The sequence below is a fragment of the Pseudomonas reinekei genome (assembly GCF_001945365.1).
Classification (GTDB): domain Bacteria; phylum Pseudomonadota; class Gammaproteobacteria; order Pseudomonadales; family Pseudomonadaceae; genus Aquipseudomonas; species Aquipseudomonas reinekei.
The window spans coordinates 21,439-37,419 of record NZ_MSTQ01000031.1; the positions used below are offsets into that span (position 1 = coordinate 21,439).

Genomic DNA, 15,981 nt, shown 5'->3' on the forward strand with positions numbered 1-15,981 from the left:
CCGCGGCCTATGGCGCTTGCAAATACTGGCAAAGCGCTGTCTGGTAGATATGGAGCGCTGCTCAAATATTGATTTTAGTCAAACCTCGGGCGCTCGCTTGAGTCGTTTGTGGTCTGGGCCATATGGCGTCTGACCGCTTTAGGTTCTCGCTCGTTCCTGCGCTTGGGTAGAATCGATTTTTTTATTCGTTGAAGGAAGGCCAATGGCTCAGTCCTACAGTGCCCGCAGTCGCGCGATCGAACCTTTTCATGTCATGGCATTGCTCGCGCGGGCCAATGAATTGCAGGCCGCGGGCCACGATGTCATCCACCTGGAAATTGGCGAGCCGGACTTCACTACCGCCGAACCGATTATCCGTGCGGGGCAGGCCGCGCTGGAGGCGGGCCGCACCCGTTACACCGCGGCCCGTGGCATTCCTGAACTGCGTGAGGCCATTTCGGGGTTTTATCAGCAGCGTTACGGGCTGAACATCGACCCGCGTCGCATCCTCATCACGCCGGGCGGTTCCGGCGCCCTGTTGTTGGCCAGTGCCTTGCTGGTCGATCCGGGCAAGCATTGGCTGCTGGCAGACCCGGGCTACCCCTGCAACCGGCACTTTTTGCGTTTGGTCGAAGGCGCTGCCCAGTTGGTGCCGGTCGGCCCGGACGTGCGCTATCAATTGACGCCGGGCTTGATCGAGCGGCATTGGGATCACGACAGCGTCGGAGCGCTGGTTGCGTCGCCGGCCAATCCGACGGGGACCATCTTGACCCGGGATGAGCTGGCCGGGCTGTCCAGGGCGATCAAGGAACGCAATGGGCATCTGGTGGTGGACGAGATCTACCATGGCCTGACCTATGGCACCGATGCGGCCAGTGTGCTGGAAGTCGATGACGGTGCTTTCGTCCTAAATAGTTTTTCCAAGTATTTCGGCATGACCGGTTGGCGCCTCGGATGGCTGGTTGCGCCAGAAGCCGCGGTCGGCGAACTGGAGAAGCTTGCGCAAAACCTGTACATCAGCGCGCCAAGCATGGCTCAACACGCGGCATTGGCGTGTTTCGAACCGGCCACCATCAGTATTCTCGAAGAGCGTCGCGCCGAATTCGGTCGTCGTCGGGATTACCTGTTGCCGGCGCTTCGTGAGTTGGGCTTCGGGATCGCCGTCGAACCGGAAGGCGCCTTTTATTTGTACGCCGATATCAGCCAGTTCGGCGGTGATGCCTTCGCGTTCTGCCGGCATTTCCTCGAAACCGAACACGTGGCGTTTACCCCGGGACTGGATTTTGGTCGCTATCAGGCGGGGCACCATGTGCGGTTTGCCTACACCCAAAGTCTGGAGCGCCTGGAAGAGGCGGTTGAGCGGATCGCTCGTGGTTTGCGGAGCTGGCAAGGCTGATGCGTTTTAATCCTCCTCTTGAAGAGGGTCGGCTGATTCGCCGTTACAAGCGTTTTCTCGCCGATATCGAAACCGTTAGCGGCGAGTTGCTGACCATTCACTGTCCAAACACCGGCTCGATGCTCAATTGTCAGGTCGAAGGCGGGCAAGTCTGGTTCAGTCGCTCAAATGACCCCAAGCGCAAGTTGCCGGGTACCTGGGAAATTGGCGAAACCCCGCACGGCCGGCATTTTTGCGTGAATACCGGTCGGGCTAACGGCTTGATCGAAGAAGCATTGCGGGCTGGCGTGATCACTGAGCTGAACGGCTTCACCGAGCTCAGGCGAGAAGTGGCTTACGGTCAGGAAAAGAGCCGGATCGACTTTCGCCTGGATTACCCCGATGGCCCTGCCTACGTCGAGGTGAAAAGTGTCACGCTGGGGTTTGACGGTGTCGCGGTAGCGGCATTTCCCGATGCGGTCACCCAGCGTGGCGCCAAGCATCTGCGCGAGCTGGCGCATCTGGCGCGGGACGGAATTCGCGCGGTGCAGTTGTACTGCGTGAACCTGACCGGCATCGAAGCTGTGCGTCCGGCCGAGGAAATTGACGCGGCGTACGCCGCCGCCTTGCGTGAGGCGGTTGCCAGCGGCGTGGAAGTACTGGCCTACGGCGTCAGCTTGACCCATGAGGAAATGATCGTGGATCGCCGGTTGGAAGTACTGCTGGGCGATTAAAGACTGACCCAGATTCCTTTGGCGTCCTCGCTGCAGGCCACACGGGTCAGCGACTGGCCCGCGCAAGGACCGGACACACATTCGCCATCCTCAATCAGAAACAGCGCGCCGTGAGTGGCGCACTGGATCAGGCTGTTGCTGGGGTCGAGAAACTGATTCGGGGTCCACTCCAGTCCCACACCCCGGTGCGGACACCGATTGATGTATACGTAAGCCTGGCCGTTCCGGCGCACGGCGAAGAGTTTCTGGTCATCGATCTCGAAGCCGCGGCTACTGGCATCAGCCAGCTCGATGCCGGTACACAGAAATTTCATAGTGGTCCTCAGGTCCCGCCAGGTTGACCGGCTGTGTATGTGCTTGACGTGAAAATGCGGGTATTTATCAAATGGCGAACTTGCCCAATCGAGAGCAGTAGCCAGATGCGCAGGATACTTGGCTTGTCGACTCGATGCCCGGGAAACCCCTGAAGGAAGCTCTTTATGCGCCTGAGTACCCGTATCGCTGTACGCTTGCTGGTCGGTGGTTTGGGGGCTCAACTACCCGACAGCCTGAAAGCTGTCCGATGGTTTCCATTCGGATGAAGTGAGTCAGTAAATTCAGGCTGACTTTTCCACAGGCAAAAAAAGACCCGGCAAGAGCCGGGTCAAATAACCGTGATTAGCCTGATGAGGAGATAATCTGAGCGTCCGAACCAAGGGCTTTCAGAATATCGACCAGTCTCGCGACCAGTTGTGATAATCATATCGATTCTCATTACCAAGTCAATAGCGGTTTGCTCGTTTAATGACGCGTTGTCGTTCTTTCCATGCAAGTCATTGAATCCAGGGGCATTGATCAGTCGTTTTTAGAGCGCTGATTCTGCGACATGTGCGTTTCCCCGATCGCCGCCATATCCGTTCAGTTCTTGTGGCGTGACGAAATGGCTTCCAATTGCTTATTGAGGGCCTCTTTACGCTCGGCGGGAATGTCATTCCAGTGTACGTCCATCAGGGCGCCTTCTATCGCATACAACAACACCTTGGAGGCCCGAAACCCGCGCGTGCGCACGGCCCGATAAGCATCCACCGCCCCGAGGCGACGCAAGTCCGAAGCGCTGTGGATGCCCACGGCATGCAGCCACTGCGCCGACGTCTTGCCAAGATTTTTCAGGTGTTGCAGTTCATCATTCATCAAGCCTCCTTGCGATGGCCGAATGGTGCGTGGGCAAACTTCTGAGGAGTGTAGCCATCAGTAGGAAAAGCGTGATTGTTTGGTCGTTTTCGACGCAAAAGCTTCTAAGCGGTATGCGGCAGGCGTGCGGTTAAAATCCGCGAAACGGGAAGGAGTTCGTGGGGAAATAGCTCGGATTTAGAGCGAAACTGGCTGAAGTCCAGCGCAAGGCGGGGGCGCCGGACTTGTCAATTTACGCACGGGCTAGCGTGTGCGGTAGCGCAGTCGGGTTCCGAAGTTCATCGACATCAGAATTTCGTCGGCGCTGAGCTCTGGGGGGAAGTAGGCCCCGGAGATCTGCGCGTGGGCCAGGCTCGCGCCTTCAAGCGAAGCGTTGCGGAAATCGATGCCACGCAAATCGGCGGACCGAAAATAGGCATCGGTGAAATCGATACCGTCCGCATTCAACTCGCGCAGGTCCAGGCCACGGAAGTCGCCTCCGACCATGTCGATCAGCCCTTCCTTTGGCCGTTCGTTGTTGAAGCCTGTGATGTCGTCTTTGTGCAGCAGGGCATAAAGCGGGGTGTCGAGAAGTTTCGGCTGGCTCATGTCGCATCACCTGTTGGTTTTATGACGCCAGTATAGTGCCACTATTTGACAGCCGTGAAGCCGGAGAAGGCTTCACAGCTAAAATACTTTTTTACAGCCCAGGCAGGCGTTGGCGGATTTGCTCCACTACGGTGTCGAGGGTCCCGCTTTCATTGGTCTGGACGCGTTTGCTGCAGAGGATCTCTGCTGGCGTCAAGGCTTCACGACTGGCTTGCTGGGCTTCAATGACTGCCAGTGTCGCGTCGGACGGATCGGTTTTTTCAGCCTGACGCTGCTGCAGCCAGCTCTCGATGACTGCTTGCGGGGCGTTGCAATCCAGAATCAGGAACGGTGCGCCAGTCGCTTCGGCAACTTTCGCTGCGCTGTCGCGCTGATCGCGCTTGAGGTATGTCGCATCGATCACCACCGGGAAACCGGCGTGCAAAATCACCTCGGCAATTTCATGCAGGCGCTGGTAAGTGGCGGTACTGGCTTCGCTACTGTAAATACCGGACTGAACGTTGTTCGACACAGTCTGCTCACCGAACAGGCGTTTGCGTTCCACATCGGAGCGCAGGCGAATGGCGCCCAATGCTTCCACCAGACGCATGGCTACATGGCTTTTGCCTACCGCGGAAACGCCATGGGTGATGGCCATGAAGCGTGAAGGGATGGTGCTGTAGCTTTCCGCCAGGTTCGCATAGTTGCGGTACTGGCGCAGGCTGGTGGCGCGCTGCACCGGCGTGGCATCGGCGGGCATGCTGAACAGTGCGACCTTGGCACGCACCAGTGCACGGTAGGCTTTATAGAAGTTCAGCAGTTCCAGACCCTGATAATCGCCGGTCAGCTCCAGGTATTGGCTGATGAAACGTCGTGCCAGGCATTTCAGGCCGCGGTCTTCCAGGTCCATCGCCAGGAACGCGCTGTCGGCGTAGACGTCGGTAAAGCGGAACGGTTCGTTGAACTCGATGCAGTCGAAAATCACCACCTTGCGGTCGATCACCGTGGCATTACCCAAATGAATGTCGCCGTGGCATTCGCGGATGAAGCCGTCGACCTTGCGTTGGGCCAGCAGTGGCTTGAGGCGTTCGAAGCTGCTCTCGGCCCATGCTTGCAAGGCGTCGAGTTGCTGCAGGTCAGCCTTGTCGCTGAGGAATGGCAAGATCTGTTCGAAGTTCTGGCGCACGGGGGCCATCACGCTATCCGGGGTGCCGGCTTCATGCTCGGCCGGGACCTTCGGTGCGTTGAGGTGGAAGCGGGCGATTTGCGCCGCCAACTCGTCGACGTGTGCGGTAGTCAGTTCGCCGTTCGCTTGCAGGGTGCTGAGCAATCCGCTCTGTGGGAACTGGCGCATTTTCAGGACGTATTCGATGGCCGGGCCGTCACCGCCCAGTTGAGGCGCTTCGACACTGCCAGTCACCGGCAACACTTCCAGATAAAGATCATCGGTCAGGCGCTGATTCAGGCGCAGTTCTTCGCCACAGAAATGCTTGCGCGCTTCCAGCGTCGTGAAGTCGAGGAAACCAAAATTCATCGGCTTCTTCACTTTATAAGCAAAGTCGCCAGTCAGCAGCACCCAGGAAATGTGGGTCTCGATGAGCTGGAACCCGTTTACGGCATGCGGGTAGAGGGCCGGGTTTTGCAGAGCGGCGATCAGGGACTGGCTCACGGGCGATCCTTCAGAGTCTGGAAAAATTCAGGCCGTCATTATGGCGTCTAGCCAGCCTAACGCAAACTCGGAGGGCTCCTGTTGAGTATGAATAAAGTGCGTATAATCCGCCGCCATGACTCGTACCCGAACCCCCCGCACCCCAAAAAAACCACCTTCCCGAGGCTTGCGGCCTTGGCTGGGCTGGGCCCTTAAACTCAGTCTGGTCGGCCTTGTAGTGCTGGCCGGATTCGCCGTTTATCTCGATGCCATCGTGCAGGAGAAGTTCTCCGGCAAGCGCTGGACGATTCCGGCCAAGGTTTACGCGCGTCCGCTTGAACTGTTCGTCGGACAAAAGCTGAGCCGGGACGACTTCCTCACCGAGCTCGATGCCTTGGGCTATCGCCGTGAAAGTGTGAGCAATGGCCCCGGTGCAGCGGCGGTCAACGGCAATACTGTCGACTTGAATACCCGTGGTTTCCAGTTCTACGAAGGTATGGAACAGGCACAGCCGGTGCGGGTGCGTTTCTCTGGCGACTATGTCGCCGAACTCTCGGCGACGAACGGTTCGAAGCTATCCGTGGTGCGCCTGGAACCGCTGTTGATCGGCGGGATTTATCCGAAGAACCTCGAAGACCGCATTCTGATCAAAATCGATCAGGTCCCGCCGTATCTGCTGGAAACGCTGGTCGCCGTGGAAGATCGGGATTTCTATAGCCACTGGGGTGTGTCGCCCAAATCAATTGCGCGAGCGGTCTACGTCAACACCTCTGGCGGAAAGATGACCCAGGGCGGCAGTACGCTCACGCAACAATTGGTCAAGAATTTCTACCTGACCAGCGAACGCAGCCTGAGCCGTAAACTCACTGAAGCCATGATGGCGATGTTGCTTGAGTTGCATTACGACAAGCGAGAGATTCTTGAGGCTTACCTCAATGAAGTGTTCGTCGGTCAGGATGGCCAGAGGGCGGTGCATGGCTTCGGTCTGGCCAGCCAGTTTTTCTTCGGGCAGCCATTGTCCGAGCTGAAGCTGCACCAAGTCGCGATGTTGGTGGGCATGGTCAAGGGGCCTTCTTATTACAACCCGCGTCGCAATCCTGAGCGGGCGCTCGAACGACGCAATCTGGTGCTCGATGTGCTTGAGCAACAAGGTGTCGCCACCGCCGAGCAGGTCGCTGCCGCGAAGAAAATGCCGCTGGGCGTGACAACGCGAGGCAAATTGGCGGACAGCTCTTTCCCTGGCTTCCTCGACCTGGTCAAGCGTCAATTGCGTGAAGACTATCGCGACGAAGACTTGACCGAAGAAGGCCTGCGAATTTTCACCAGTTTTGACCCGATCCTGCAGATGAAGGCCGAAGCGTCGGTCAATGACACCTTCAAGCGCCTTTCCGGGCGCAAGGGCTCCGATGACGTGGAAGCGGCCATGGTCGTGACCAATCCGGAAACCGGTGAGGTTCAGGCCATGATTGGCAGTCGCCAGGCCAGTTTTGCCGGCTTCAATCGCGCGCTGGATGCTGTGCGGCCAATCGGCTCGCTGATCAAGCCGGCGGTTTATCTGACGGCGCTGGAGAAGCCGAGCCAGTACACATTGACCAGTTGGCTGTCGGACGAGTCGTTCTCGGTCAAAGGTGCGGACGGCCAGGTCTGGAAGCCGCAAAACTACGATCGCCGTTCCCACGGTACGGTCTTCCTTTATCAGGGCCTCGCGCACTCCTACAACCTGTCGACGGCGCGTCTCGGTCTGGCAGTGGGTGTGCCGAATGTACTCAAGACTCTGGGTCGCCTGGGTGTGAGTCGCGAATTTCCGGCCTTCCCGTCGATGTTGTTGGGCGCGGGCGGCATGACGCCGATTGAAGTCGCGACCATGTACCAGACGCTCGCCAACGGCGGCTTTAACACGCCAATGCGCGGGATTCGCAGCGTGCTGACGGCGGAGGGCGAACCGCTCAAGCGTTACCCGTTCCAGATTCAGCAGCGTTTCGACCCGGCATCAATTTACCTGATCCAGAGCGCCATGCAGCGGGTCATGCGTGAAGGTACCGGCAGTTCGGTTTACAGCGTGTTACCAAAAACCTTGACGCTTGCGGGCAAGACGGGGACCAGTAACGACTCCCGAGATAGCTGGTTCGCCGGTTTCAGTCAGGACTTGCTGGCGGTGGTCTGGTTGGGGCGCGATGACAACGGCAAGACGCCATTCACCGGTGCAACCGGCGCATTGCAGGTCTGGACCAGCTTCATGCGCAAGGCAGACCCACTTCCCCTGGACATGCCGCAGCCGGACAATATCGTTCAGGCCTGGGTCGATTCGCGAACCGGGCAAGGTTCCGATGCCGGTTGCCCGGGTGCCGTGCAGATGCCGTATATTCGCGGCAGCGAACCGCCTCCAGGCGCCGCATGTGGTGGTGAAAACCCTGCAGAGTCGGTGATGGATTGGGTCAAAGGCTGGATGAATTAAGCAAAGAGGGTTTCAAGTGAACAAGTGGTTGATTCCAGCGGTTGCCGCCGTAGCTGTGCTCAGCGGTTGTTCCTCCGTACAGCGTGGTTCGATTCCGGTTGTGGATTCCGGAACGGCTGTTTCCAACAGTGAGCGCGTTTCAGCGAACGGTGGTTACCGTCAGACGACGGTAAAACGTCCTGTGCAATCTCAGCCTCAGGAAATTCCACAGGGCGATACCGGCGTCGTTGTGATGGTGCCGGGTGGCGGTGCAACAACGTCGACACCGATCAGCACCACGCCGATTACGCCTGGCCCGATTACACCGGGGCCGATTGATACCTCGCCGGTTCAGTCCGCACCGATCAACCAAGGCAGCTACAGCATGCCTTCAACGCCGAGCGGTATTCCTTCGGCCAGCTCTGGCGGCCTGTCCGCTGACGAGCAACTGGATGGTCCAGTCCTTGCGCTGTTGACCACCGCTCAGCAGCAACAGGCCGGCGGTGACCTGAACGGTGCGTCGTCAAGCCTGGAACGCGCCCAGCGAGTTGCCCCGCGTGAGCCACAAGTGCTTTATCGGTTGGCGCAAGTGCGCATGGCTCAAGGTGATGCGCCACAGGCCGAGCAGTTTGCCCGTCGTGGTCTGACGTTCGCCAATGGTCGTCCGGCGCTTCAGGCCAGCCTGTGGGAATTGATCGCCCAGGCGCGTGAGAAGCAGGGTGATTCCGCTGGTGCGGCGCTGGCCCGTCAGAAAGCCAAGGTTACTTCGTAATGGATGCACGCTTTCTTAAAATCGCCGATCAGTTGCTGCTGATCGAGCGTGAGTTGCGGGTGCAGGGCTGGTGGGACGACGTCCCGCCATCCGCTGAAGCGCTCTCCAGCGTTGAACCCTTTTCGGTTGATACGCTGGATTTTGAGCAGTGGCTGCAATGGATTTTCCTGCCCCGCATGAAAGCGATCCTGGAGCAGGATCTGCCGTTGCCCAATGCATCCGGAATTCAGGAAATGGCCGAAATGGTTTTCGCTGGCCGCAATGTCCAGGGCAAGGATCGGCAGTTGCAGGTATTGCTCAAAGAATTCGACCTGCTAATTACCGCTTCCCGCTAACTTCAGTTCTTTGTAGGGGATTGCAGGGGTTATTCGCAGTTCTGCGCGATCTGCTTCTGCGTTTCGCCAATGCGCTCCTGCCGCTGTGCGTCGTCCAGGCGGCGCAGCTCTCCTTCCACTTCCTCCCTGATACGCGGGTTGTTCTGCAACTGCGCCAGGTTCGTTCGCGCCTGTTCACAAAACACTTTCAATTCGGCCTGCTGCCGGGCGATCTGCTTTTTGACGCTCTTGTCGATGGCCTGTTGATCGCCAATGGCACCTTTGGGAGTGGGAGCGGGCAGTTTACCCGCGGATGACGCCGGCGTAACGATGGTCGTGGCTGGCTGGCCTTGGGGCGGTTGCGCATCGAAATGGGTAACGCCCTGGGCGTCGACCCATTTGTAAACCTGCGCGGCCATGGACAGCGGGCTGATGGCCACCAACAGGCCAGCGATGTAGAAGTGCGTACGCATGCCAATTCCTAGTCAAAAGTTGCGCAATTGAAGCTAACACACATGGGATTTATAGGTTTTTTCTTGCGTTCTCATGCGGTTACTAGAATAAAGCACATAGACGGCTTGACTTGCGAAGGGCGAAACAGAAGAATCCAAAGTCCGCTGTACAGGGACTGCCAGAAGCAGACCCTCTCAGCAGATCATGAGGCGCACATCCGCGCCGACCTGTTACACCCGCAACGCGTTACCTCGCGCTGGGTGGGAGAAGCCCGCAACACTTGGGACGATCCCAATACTTGCTCAGTCAGTGCTGACGTAGTCGGCGACCACCGTCGCTCATGCTCTGCAGAGAAGTAAACCTATTAAGACCCGTCCCATTTTTCGTGGGCGGTATTCTGGCGTTTTAGAGGTGAGCAACGTGGAGCTTTTATCTGGCGGTGAGATGCTCGTCCGCTTTTTGCGTGACGAAGGCGTCAAATATATCTACGGGTACCCGGGTGGTGCTCTTCTTCATGTCTACGATGCCCTGTTCAAAGAACCGGAAGTGACCCACATCCTGGTTCGTCACGAACAAGCGGCTACCCATATGGCTGACGGCTACGCCCGTGCCACCGGTAAAGCCGGTGTGGTACTGGTGACTTCCGGTCCTGGCGCCACAAACGCCATCACCGGTATCGCCACGGCCTACATGGACTCCATTCCGATGGTCGTGATTTCCGGCCAGGTGCCGAGCACCATGGTCGGTACCGACGCCTTCCAGGAAACCGACATGATCGGTATCTCCCGGCCGATCGTGAAGCACAGCTTCATGATCAAACACGCGTCGGAAATCCCGGACGTCATGAAAAAGGCATTCTACCTGGCGCAATCCGGTCGTCCGGGGCCAGTCGTTGTCGATATCCCGAAAGACATGACCAACCCGGCCGAGAAGTTCGAATACGTCTTCCCGAAAAAAGCCAAGTTGCGCTCCTACAGCCCGGCCGTTCGCGGTCACTCCGGGCAAATCCGCAAGGCGGCTGAAATGCTCCTGGCGGCCAAACGTCCTGTGATGTACTCGGGCGGCGGCGTGATTCTCGGTGGTGGCTCCGCGCCGCTGACCGAACTGGCGAAAATGCTTAACCTGCCCGTGACCAATACCCTGATGGGCCTGGGCGGTTTCCCTGGCACCGACCGTCAGTTCATCGGCATGCTCGGCATGCACGGCAGCTACACCGCCAACCTGGCTATGCACCACGCTGATGTGATCCTGGCGGTCGGCGCTCGTTTCGACGATCGCGTGATCAACGGCGCGTCGAAGTTCTGCCCGAATGCCAAGATCATTCACATCGACATCGACCCGGCTTCGATTTCCAAGACCATCAAGGCCGACGTGCCAATCGTTGGTCCGGTCGAGAGCGTCCTGACCGAAATGGTTGCGATCCTCAAGGAAATCGGCGAGACCCCGAACAAGGAGTCCGTTGCCAGTTGGTGGAAGCAGATTGACGAGTGGCGCGGTGATCGCGGCCTGTTCCCCTATGACAAGGGCGACGGCAGCGTGATCAAGCCGCAGACCGTGATCGAAACCCTGTGCGAAGTGACCAAGGGCGATGCCTTTGTCGCGTCCGACGTGGGTCAACATCAGATGTTCGCTGCGCAGTACTACACGTTCAACAAGCCGAACCGCTGGATCAACTCCGGCGGCCTGGGCACCATGGGCTTCGGTTTTCCGGCGGCCATGGGTATCAAGTTGAGCTTTCCGGATGATGACGTCGCCTGCGTAACGGGCGAGGGCAGCATCCAGATGAACATTCAGGAACTGTCGACCTGCCTGCAATACGGTTTGCCGGTAAAAATCGTCATCCTGAACAACGGTGTGCTGGGCATGGTTCGTCAGTGGCAGGACATGAGCTACGGCAGCCGCCACTCTCATTCCTACATGGAATCACTGCCTGATTTCGTCAAGCTGGCAGAGGCTTATGGTCACGTTGGCGTGCGCATCACCGATTCGAAAGACTTGAAGTCGAAGATGGAAGAAGCGTTTGCCATGAAAGATCGCCTGGTGGTCATCGATATTTCGGTCGACACCAGCGAGCACGTCTATCCGATGCAGATCAAAGACGGCTCCATGCGCGATATGTGGCTGAGCAAGACGGAGCGTACCTAATCATGCGGCACATTATTTCCTTGCTTCTGGAAAACGAACCGGGCGCTCTGTCTCGTGTGGTTGGCCTGTTCTCGCAGCGCAACTACAACATCGAAAGCCTGACCGTGGCGCCAACCGAAGACCCGACCCTGTCGCGTCTGACGTTGACCACTGTCGGTCACGATGAGGTCATTGAGCAGATCACCAAGAACCTCAACAAACTGATCGAAGTCGTCAAACTGGTCGACTTGTCGGAAAGTGCTCACATCGAGCGCGAACTGATGCTGGTCAAGGTCAAGGCTACCGGTGCCCAGCGCGCCGAGATCAAACGCACCACCGATATTTATCGTGGACAGATCGTCGATGTCAGTGCCAGCGTGTATACGGTTCAATTGACCGGTACCAGCGACAAACTCGATAGTTTCATTCAGTCCATTGGCACCGCCTCGATCCTGGAGACCGTCCGCAGTGGCGTGACCGGTATTGCCCGCGGCGACAAAGTACTCAGCATCTAAACCAAATTAGCGAATGGCCTGAACGGCCTGATATAGGGGAAATTCATGAAAGTTTTCTACGATAAAGACTGCGACCTGTCGATCATCCAGGGCAAGAAAGTAGCCATCATCGGTTACGGTTCCCAAGGCCACGCTCAAGCGTGCAACCTGAAAGACTCCGGCGTTGACGTTACCGTTGGCCTGCGTAAAGGTTCGGCTACCGTTGCCAAGGCTGAAGCCCACGGCCTGAAAGTAACTGACGTTGCTTCTGCCGTTGCAGCTGCCGACCTGGTCATGATCCTGACTCCGGACGAATTCCAGTCTTCGTTGTACAAGAACGAAATCGAACCGAACATCAAGAAGGGCGCTACCCTGGCCTTCTCCCACGGTTTTGCGATCCACTACAACCAGGTAGTGCCACGCGCTGACCTCGACGTGATCATGATCGCGCCGAAGGCTCCAGGCCACACCGTACGTTCCGAGTTCGTGAAGGGCGGCGGTATCCCTGACCTGATCGCGATTTACCAGGACGCTTCGGGCAACGCCAAAAACGTTGCTCTGTCCTACGCTGCAGGCGTTGGTGGCGGTCGTACCGGCATCATCGAAACCACCTTCAAGGACGAGACTGAAACCGACCTGTTCGGCGAGCAAGCCGTTCTGTGCGGCGGTACCGTTGAACTGGTTAAAGCCGGTTTCGAAACTCTGGTTGAAGCTGGCTACGCGCCGGAAATGGCCTACTTCGAATGCCTGCACGAACTGAAACTGATCGTTGACCTCATGTACGAAGGCGGTATCGCCAACATGAACTACTCGATCTCCAACAATGCCGAATACGGCGAGTACGTGACCGGCCCGGAAGTTATCAACGCCGAATCCCGTCAGGCCATGCGCAACGCCCTGAAACGTATTCAGGACGGCGAATACGCCAAGATGTTCATCAGCGAAGGCGCTACCGGCTATCCTTCGATGACCGCTAAGCGTCGTAACAACGCCGCTCATGGTATCGAAATCATCGGCGAGCAACTGCGCTCCATGATGCCGTGGATCGGTGCCAACAAGATCGTCGACAAAGCCAAAAACTAAGTCTGACGCTTGTACGAAAAACGCGGCTTAGGCCGCGTTTTTTCGTTTGGATCGCCGGTTCTGGTATAAAGCTGCATCGTTTGCGATGCGAACCGTCGTCGCAGACACCTGTCGAAACTTTCCACCCCGTTGCAAGGTATTGTCCATGAGCGAACGTCCCGAAGAGCCAAACCAGGCCTCTGACGCCGAAAGCCTGCTGCCCATCGATGAACATGTCGAAGAAGGGCACGACGCTGAAGGCCGTAAAGTCCGGCATCGTGGTATCTATCTTCTGCCGAATCTGTTCACCACTGCGAACCTGTTCGCAGGTTTCTATTCCATCATCAACTCGATGAGTGCGCAGGCCGCCTTGAGCGCCGGCGACTCAATCAGCGCAAGCAAGTACTTTGCTTTTGCTGCCATCGCGATCTTTGTCGCCATGGTGCTCGACGGCCTCGATGGCCGTGTGGCTCGCATGACCAACACCCAGAGCGCTTTCGGTGCCGAGTACGACTCGCTGTCGGATATGGTCGCTTTCGGCGTGGCGCCGGCACTGCTGGCATTCGGCTGGGCACTGGGCGACATGGGCAAGGTTGGCTGGATGGTCGCCTTCATTTATGTAGCGGGCGCTGCGTTGCGTCTGGCGCGTTTCAACACCCAGGTCGGTACCGCCGATAAGCGCTACTTCATCGGTCTGGCCAGCCCGGCTGCCGCTGGTGTTGTAGCAGGGATTGTCTGGGCGTTCAGCGACTACGGGATTCAGGGCTCCAAGATGTCTTTCCTGGTGGCGTTGATGGTCGCGGCGGCAGGCATGCTGATGGTCAGCAACATCAAGTACAACAGCTTCAAGGAGCTGGACCTGAAAGGGCGGGTACCTTTTGTGGCTATCCTCGCAGTCGTGCTGGTGTTCGCCGTCGTGTTCAGTGATCCTCCGCGCATACTGCTGCTGGTGTTCCTCGCCTATGCTGCCTCTGGCCCGGTGCAGTACTTATTGCATCTTCGTCGGCGCAAAAGCGTCGAGTGATGTAATTTCCCTCATACTCCGCAGTCTGTTGGTGTATCTGTTCTCCAATGCTGCGGAGTAGCCATGCTGATCAAAGTCCCAAAAGCGTCTGACTGCCATGAGTCGGACGTCACGCCAGAGTCCTTTTATCTTTCTCGACGCACTGTATTGGGCGCTGCCGCTGCCGGATTGGCTGTGGGCGCCCTGCCTCAATGGGCTGTGGCTGATGAGGCGGCGCGTTATCCTGACGTCCAGCCTGGCAAGCCGCCTGCCTGGTTCAATGAAAAGCTTCCGTCGACCAAGTGGGGTGCAGTCAACGTCAAAGACGAGGCAATCACCCCCTTCAAGGATGCAACCCACTACAACAACTTCTATGAGTTCGGTACCGACAAGGGCGACCCGGCTGCCAATGCCGGTGCGCTGAAGACCGAACCATGGACAGTGGTCGTGGACGGGGAGGTGGGCAAGCCGGGGCGATATGCGCTTGAAGATTTCATGAAGCCTTATCAGCTGGAGGAGCGCATCTATCGGCTTCGCTGCGTAGAGGCGTGGTCGATGGTTATTCCATGGATCGGTTTCCCTGTTTCAGCTTTGCTCAGTCAGGTGGAGCCAACGTCGAAAGCCAAATACATTCGCTTTGAAACCCTGCAGGACCCCAAGAGCATGCCGGGGCAGCGCTCCGGGTTTGCTCTGATTGACTGGCCCTATATAGAAGGGCTTCGATTGGATGAAGCGATGAATCCTTTGGCGATTCTGGCGGTGGGGATGTACGGGCGCGAACTGCCGAACCAGAACGGGGCGCCGCTGCGTTTGGTAGTGCCATGGAAGTATGGCTTTAAAAGCATCAAGTCCATTGTGCGGATCAGCCTGGTGAGCGAGCAGCCCAAGACCACCTGGCAGAGTATTGCCTCGGATGAGTATGGCTTCTACGCGAACGTGAACCCTACGGTTGACCATCCACGCTGGACGCAGGCGCGTGAACGGCGTTTGCCGAGTGGCCTGTTCAAGCCGAACGTGCGTGATACGCAAATGTTCAATGGCTATGCGGATGAAGTTGCCTCTCTATATACGGGCCTCGATTTGCGGAAGAACTACTGATGCGATATCCGCTTTGGCGTATTGGCGTTTTTGTTGCGGCGATGGTGTGGCCCTTGCTGTGGTTGTATCAGGCCTGGGGGGATGTGTTGGGGCCGGATCCAGGCAAGGTGCTGGTGGATCGATTGGGGTTGGGGACACTTGTCCTCTTGCTCATTACATTGAGCATGACACCGATGCACAAGCTCACGGGTTGGGCGGGGTGGATCGCTGTCCGGAGGCAATTGGGGTTATGGTGTTTTGCTTATGTCGTGCTGCACTTGAGCGCCTATCTGGCATTCATCCTTGGGTTTGACTGGTCGCAGCTGGGCGTCGAATTGCGCAAGCGTCCTTACATCATTGTGGGGGTGTTGGGTTTTCTCGGTTTGTTGGCATTGGCATTGACGTCCAACCGATACAGTCAAAGACGGTTGGGAGCACGGTGGAAGAAGCTGCATCGTCTGGTGTATTTGATTCTCGGACTTGGATTGCTGCATATGCTGTGGATCGTGCGCGCCGATCTGAAGGAGTGGGCGATCTACGCCTCTATAGGGGCGCTGCTCCTGGTGCTGCGGCTACCGCCGTTAGCGCGCCGAATCCCGCGTTTAACAGCTAAAAAGGCCTCTTCTGCCAAAAAGGCGTAAATAGTGGTTGACGGCAGATTTCAGATGTCTATAATTCGCCCCACTTCCGGCGCAGTCGAAACGGAAAACTCCTTGGTAAACAACGAGTTACGCAGTTTTCGGCAGCAAGTAGCTTCAGGTCATCGAAGCCAGAA

The 15,981-nt window shown here is 57.6% G+C and carries 16 protein-coding genes; 11 read left to right on the plus strand and 5 right to left on the minus strand.

Annotated elements, in window-relative coordinates; translation table 11 throughout:
• Positions 1-202: 202 nt before the first annotated feature.
• Positions 203-1,375 carry a pyridoxal phosphate-dependent aminotransferase gene (locus BVK86_RS28225; RefSeq protein WP_075949512.1) on the plus strand — a complete coding sequence of 391 codons (1,173 nt, stop codon included), beginning with the start codon at positions 203-205 and terminating at the stop codon, positions 1,373-1,375.
• A complete protein-coding gene (gene sfsA, locus BVK86_RS28230; protein WP_075949513.1) occupies positions 1,375-2,088 on the plus strand; it encodes a DNA/RNA nuclease SfsA in 714 nt (237 codons plus the stop codon). The genes BVK86_RS28225 and sfsA overlap by 1 nt, the downstream gene beginning before the upstream one ends.
• Here the strand turns inward: sfsA and BVK86_RS28235 are convergent.
• The 4 genes from BVK86_RS28235 to BVK86_RS28250 all read right to left on the minus strand — a co-directional run bounded on the left by BVK86_RS28235 (position 2,085) and on the right by BVK86_RS28250 (position 5,494).
• A complete protein-coding gene (locus BVK86_RS28235) occupies positions 2,085-2,402 on the minus strand; it encodes a Rieske (2Fe-2S) protein (RefSeq protein WP_075949514.1) in 318 nt (105 codons plus the stop codon). The two genes, sfsA and BVK86_RS28235, sit on opposite strands and share 4 nt — an antisense overlap.
• Before the next feature lie 583 nt (positions 2,403-2,985).
• On the minus strand, positions 2,986-3,258 hold the full coding sequence (locus tag BVK86_RS28240) for a TfoX/Sxy family protein (protein ID WP_007971093.1): 273 nt from the start codon (positions 3,256-3,258) through the stop codon (positions 2,986-2,988).
• A gap of 243 nt (positions 3,259-3,501) precedes the next feature.
• The gene (locus BVK86_RS28245) at positions 3,502-3,846 is read right to left on the minus strand and encodes a pentapeptide repeat-containing protein (RefSeq protein WP_075949515.1); all 345 of its coding nucleotides are present in this window, start codon (positions 3,844-3,846) and stop codon (positions 3,502-3,504) included.
• Positions 3,847-3,937: 91 nt separating this feature from the next.
• Positions 3,938-5,494, minus strand: a complete 1,557-nt coding sequence (locus BVK86_RS28250) for a bifunctional aminoglycoside phosphotransferase/ATP-binding protein (protein WP_075949516.1) — start codon at positions 5,492-5,494, stop codon at positions 3,938-3,940.
• A gap of 115 nt (positions 5,495-5,609) precedes the next feature.
• Between BVK86_RS28250 and mrcB the strand changes: the two genes are divergently transcribed.
• The 3 genes from mrcB to BVK86_RS28265 are packed head-to-tail and all read left to right on the plus strand — an operon-like array spanning position 5,610 to position 9,014.
• The gene (mrcB, locus tag BVK86_RS28255; protein ID WP_075949517.1) at positions 5,610-7,928 is read left to right on the plus strand and encodes a penicillin-binding protein 1B; all 2,319 of its coding nucleotides are present in this window, start codon (positions 5,610-5,612) and stop codon (positions 7,926-7,928) included.
• A 16-nt stretch (positions 7,929-7,944) separates the two neighbouring features.
• Positions 7,945-8,679: a tetratricopeptide repeat protein gene (locus BVK86_RS28260; protein ID WP_075949518.1), complete on the plus strand. Its 735-nt coding sequence runs from the start codon at positions 7,945-7,947 to the stop codon at positions 8,677-8,679.
• A complete protein-coding gene (locus BVK86_RS28265; RefSeq protein ID WP_075949519.1) occupies positions 8,679-9,014 on the plus strand; it encodes a YqcC family protein in 336 nt (111 codons plus the stop codon). Before BVK86_RS28260 ends, BVK86_RS28265 begins: the two co-directional genes overlap by 1 nt.
• A 29-nt stretch (positions 9,015-9,043) precedes the next feature.
• Here BVK86_RS28265 and BVK86_RS28270 read toward each other — a convergent pair whose 3' ends face one another.
• Positions 9,044-9,466: a DUF4124 domain-containing protein gene (locus tag BVK86_RS28270; RefSeq protein WP_075949520.1), complete on the minus strand. Its 423-nt coding sequence runs from the start codon at positions 9,464-9,466 to the stop codon at positions 9,044-9,046.
• Between the two features lie 400 nt (positions 9,467-9,866).
• Here BVK86_RS28270 and BVK86_RS28275 point away from each other — a divergent pair, with 400 nt between their 5' ends.
• The 6 genes from BVK86_RS28275 (at position 9,867) to msrQ (ending at position 15,847) form a co-directional block, all read left to right on the plus strand.
• Positions 9,867-11,591: an acetolactate synthase 3 large subunit gene (locus BVK86_RS28275; RefSeq protein WP_075949524.1), complete on the plus strand. Its 1,725-nt coding sequence runs from the start codon at positions 9,867-9,869 to the stop codon at positions 11,589-11,591.
• Between the two features lie 2 nt (positions 11,592-11,593).
• Positions 11,594-12,085 (plus strand): acetolactate synthase small subunit, encoded by a 492-nt coding sequence (ilvN, locus tag BVK86_RS28280; protein ID WP_003176102.1) that lies wholly within the window; start codon positions 11,594-11,596, stop codon positions 12,083-12,085.
• Between the two features lie 45 nt (positions 12,086-12,130).
• Positions 12,131-13,147, plus strand: coding sequence for a ketol-acid reductoisomerase (gene ilvC / locus BVK86_RS28285; RefSeq protein ID WP_003228216.1), 1,017 nt, complete (start codon positions 12,131-12,133; stop codon positions 13,145-13,147).
• 145 nt (positions 13,148-13,292) lie between these two features.
• A complete protein-coding gene (gene pssA, locus BVK86_RS28290; RefSeq protein ID WP_075949521.1) occupies positions 13,293-14,150 on the plus strand; it encodes a CDP-diacylglycerol--serine O-phosphatidyltransferase in 858 nt (285 codons plus the stop codon).
• A gap of 63 nt (positions 14,151-14,213) precedes the next feature.
• Positions 14,214-15,227, plus strand: a complete 1,014-nt coding sequence (gene msrP / locus BVK86_RS28295) for a protein-methionine-sulfoxide reductase catalytic subunit MsrP (RefSeq protein WP_075949522.1) — start codon at positions 14,214-14,216, stop codon at positions 15,225-15,227.
• The gene (msrQ, locus tag BVK86_RS28300; RefSeq protein WP_075949523.1) at positions 15,227-15,847 is read left to right on the plus strand and encodes a protein-methionine-sulfoxide reductase heme-binding subunit MsrQ; all 621 of its coding nucleotides are present in this window, start codon (positions 15,227-15,229) and stop codon (positions 15,845-15,847) included. Before msrP ends, msrQ begins: the two co-directional genes overlap by 1 nt.
• Positions 15,848-15,981 lie beyond the last annotated feature (134 nt).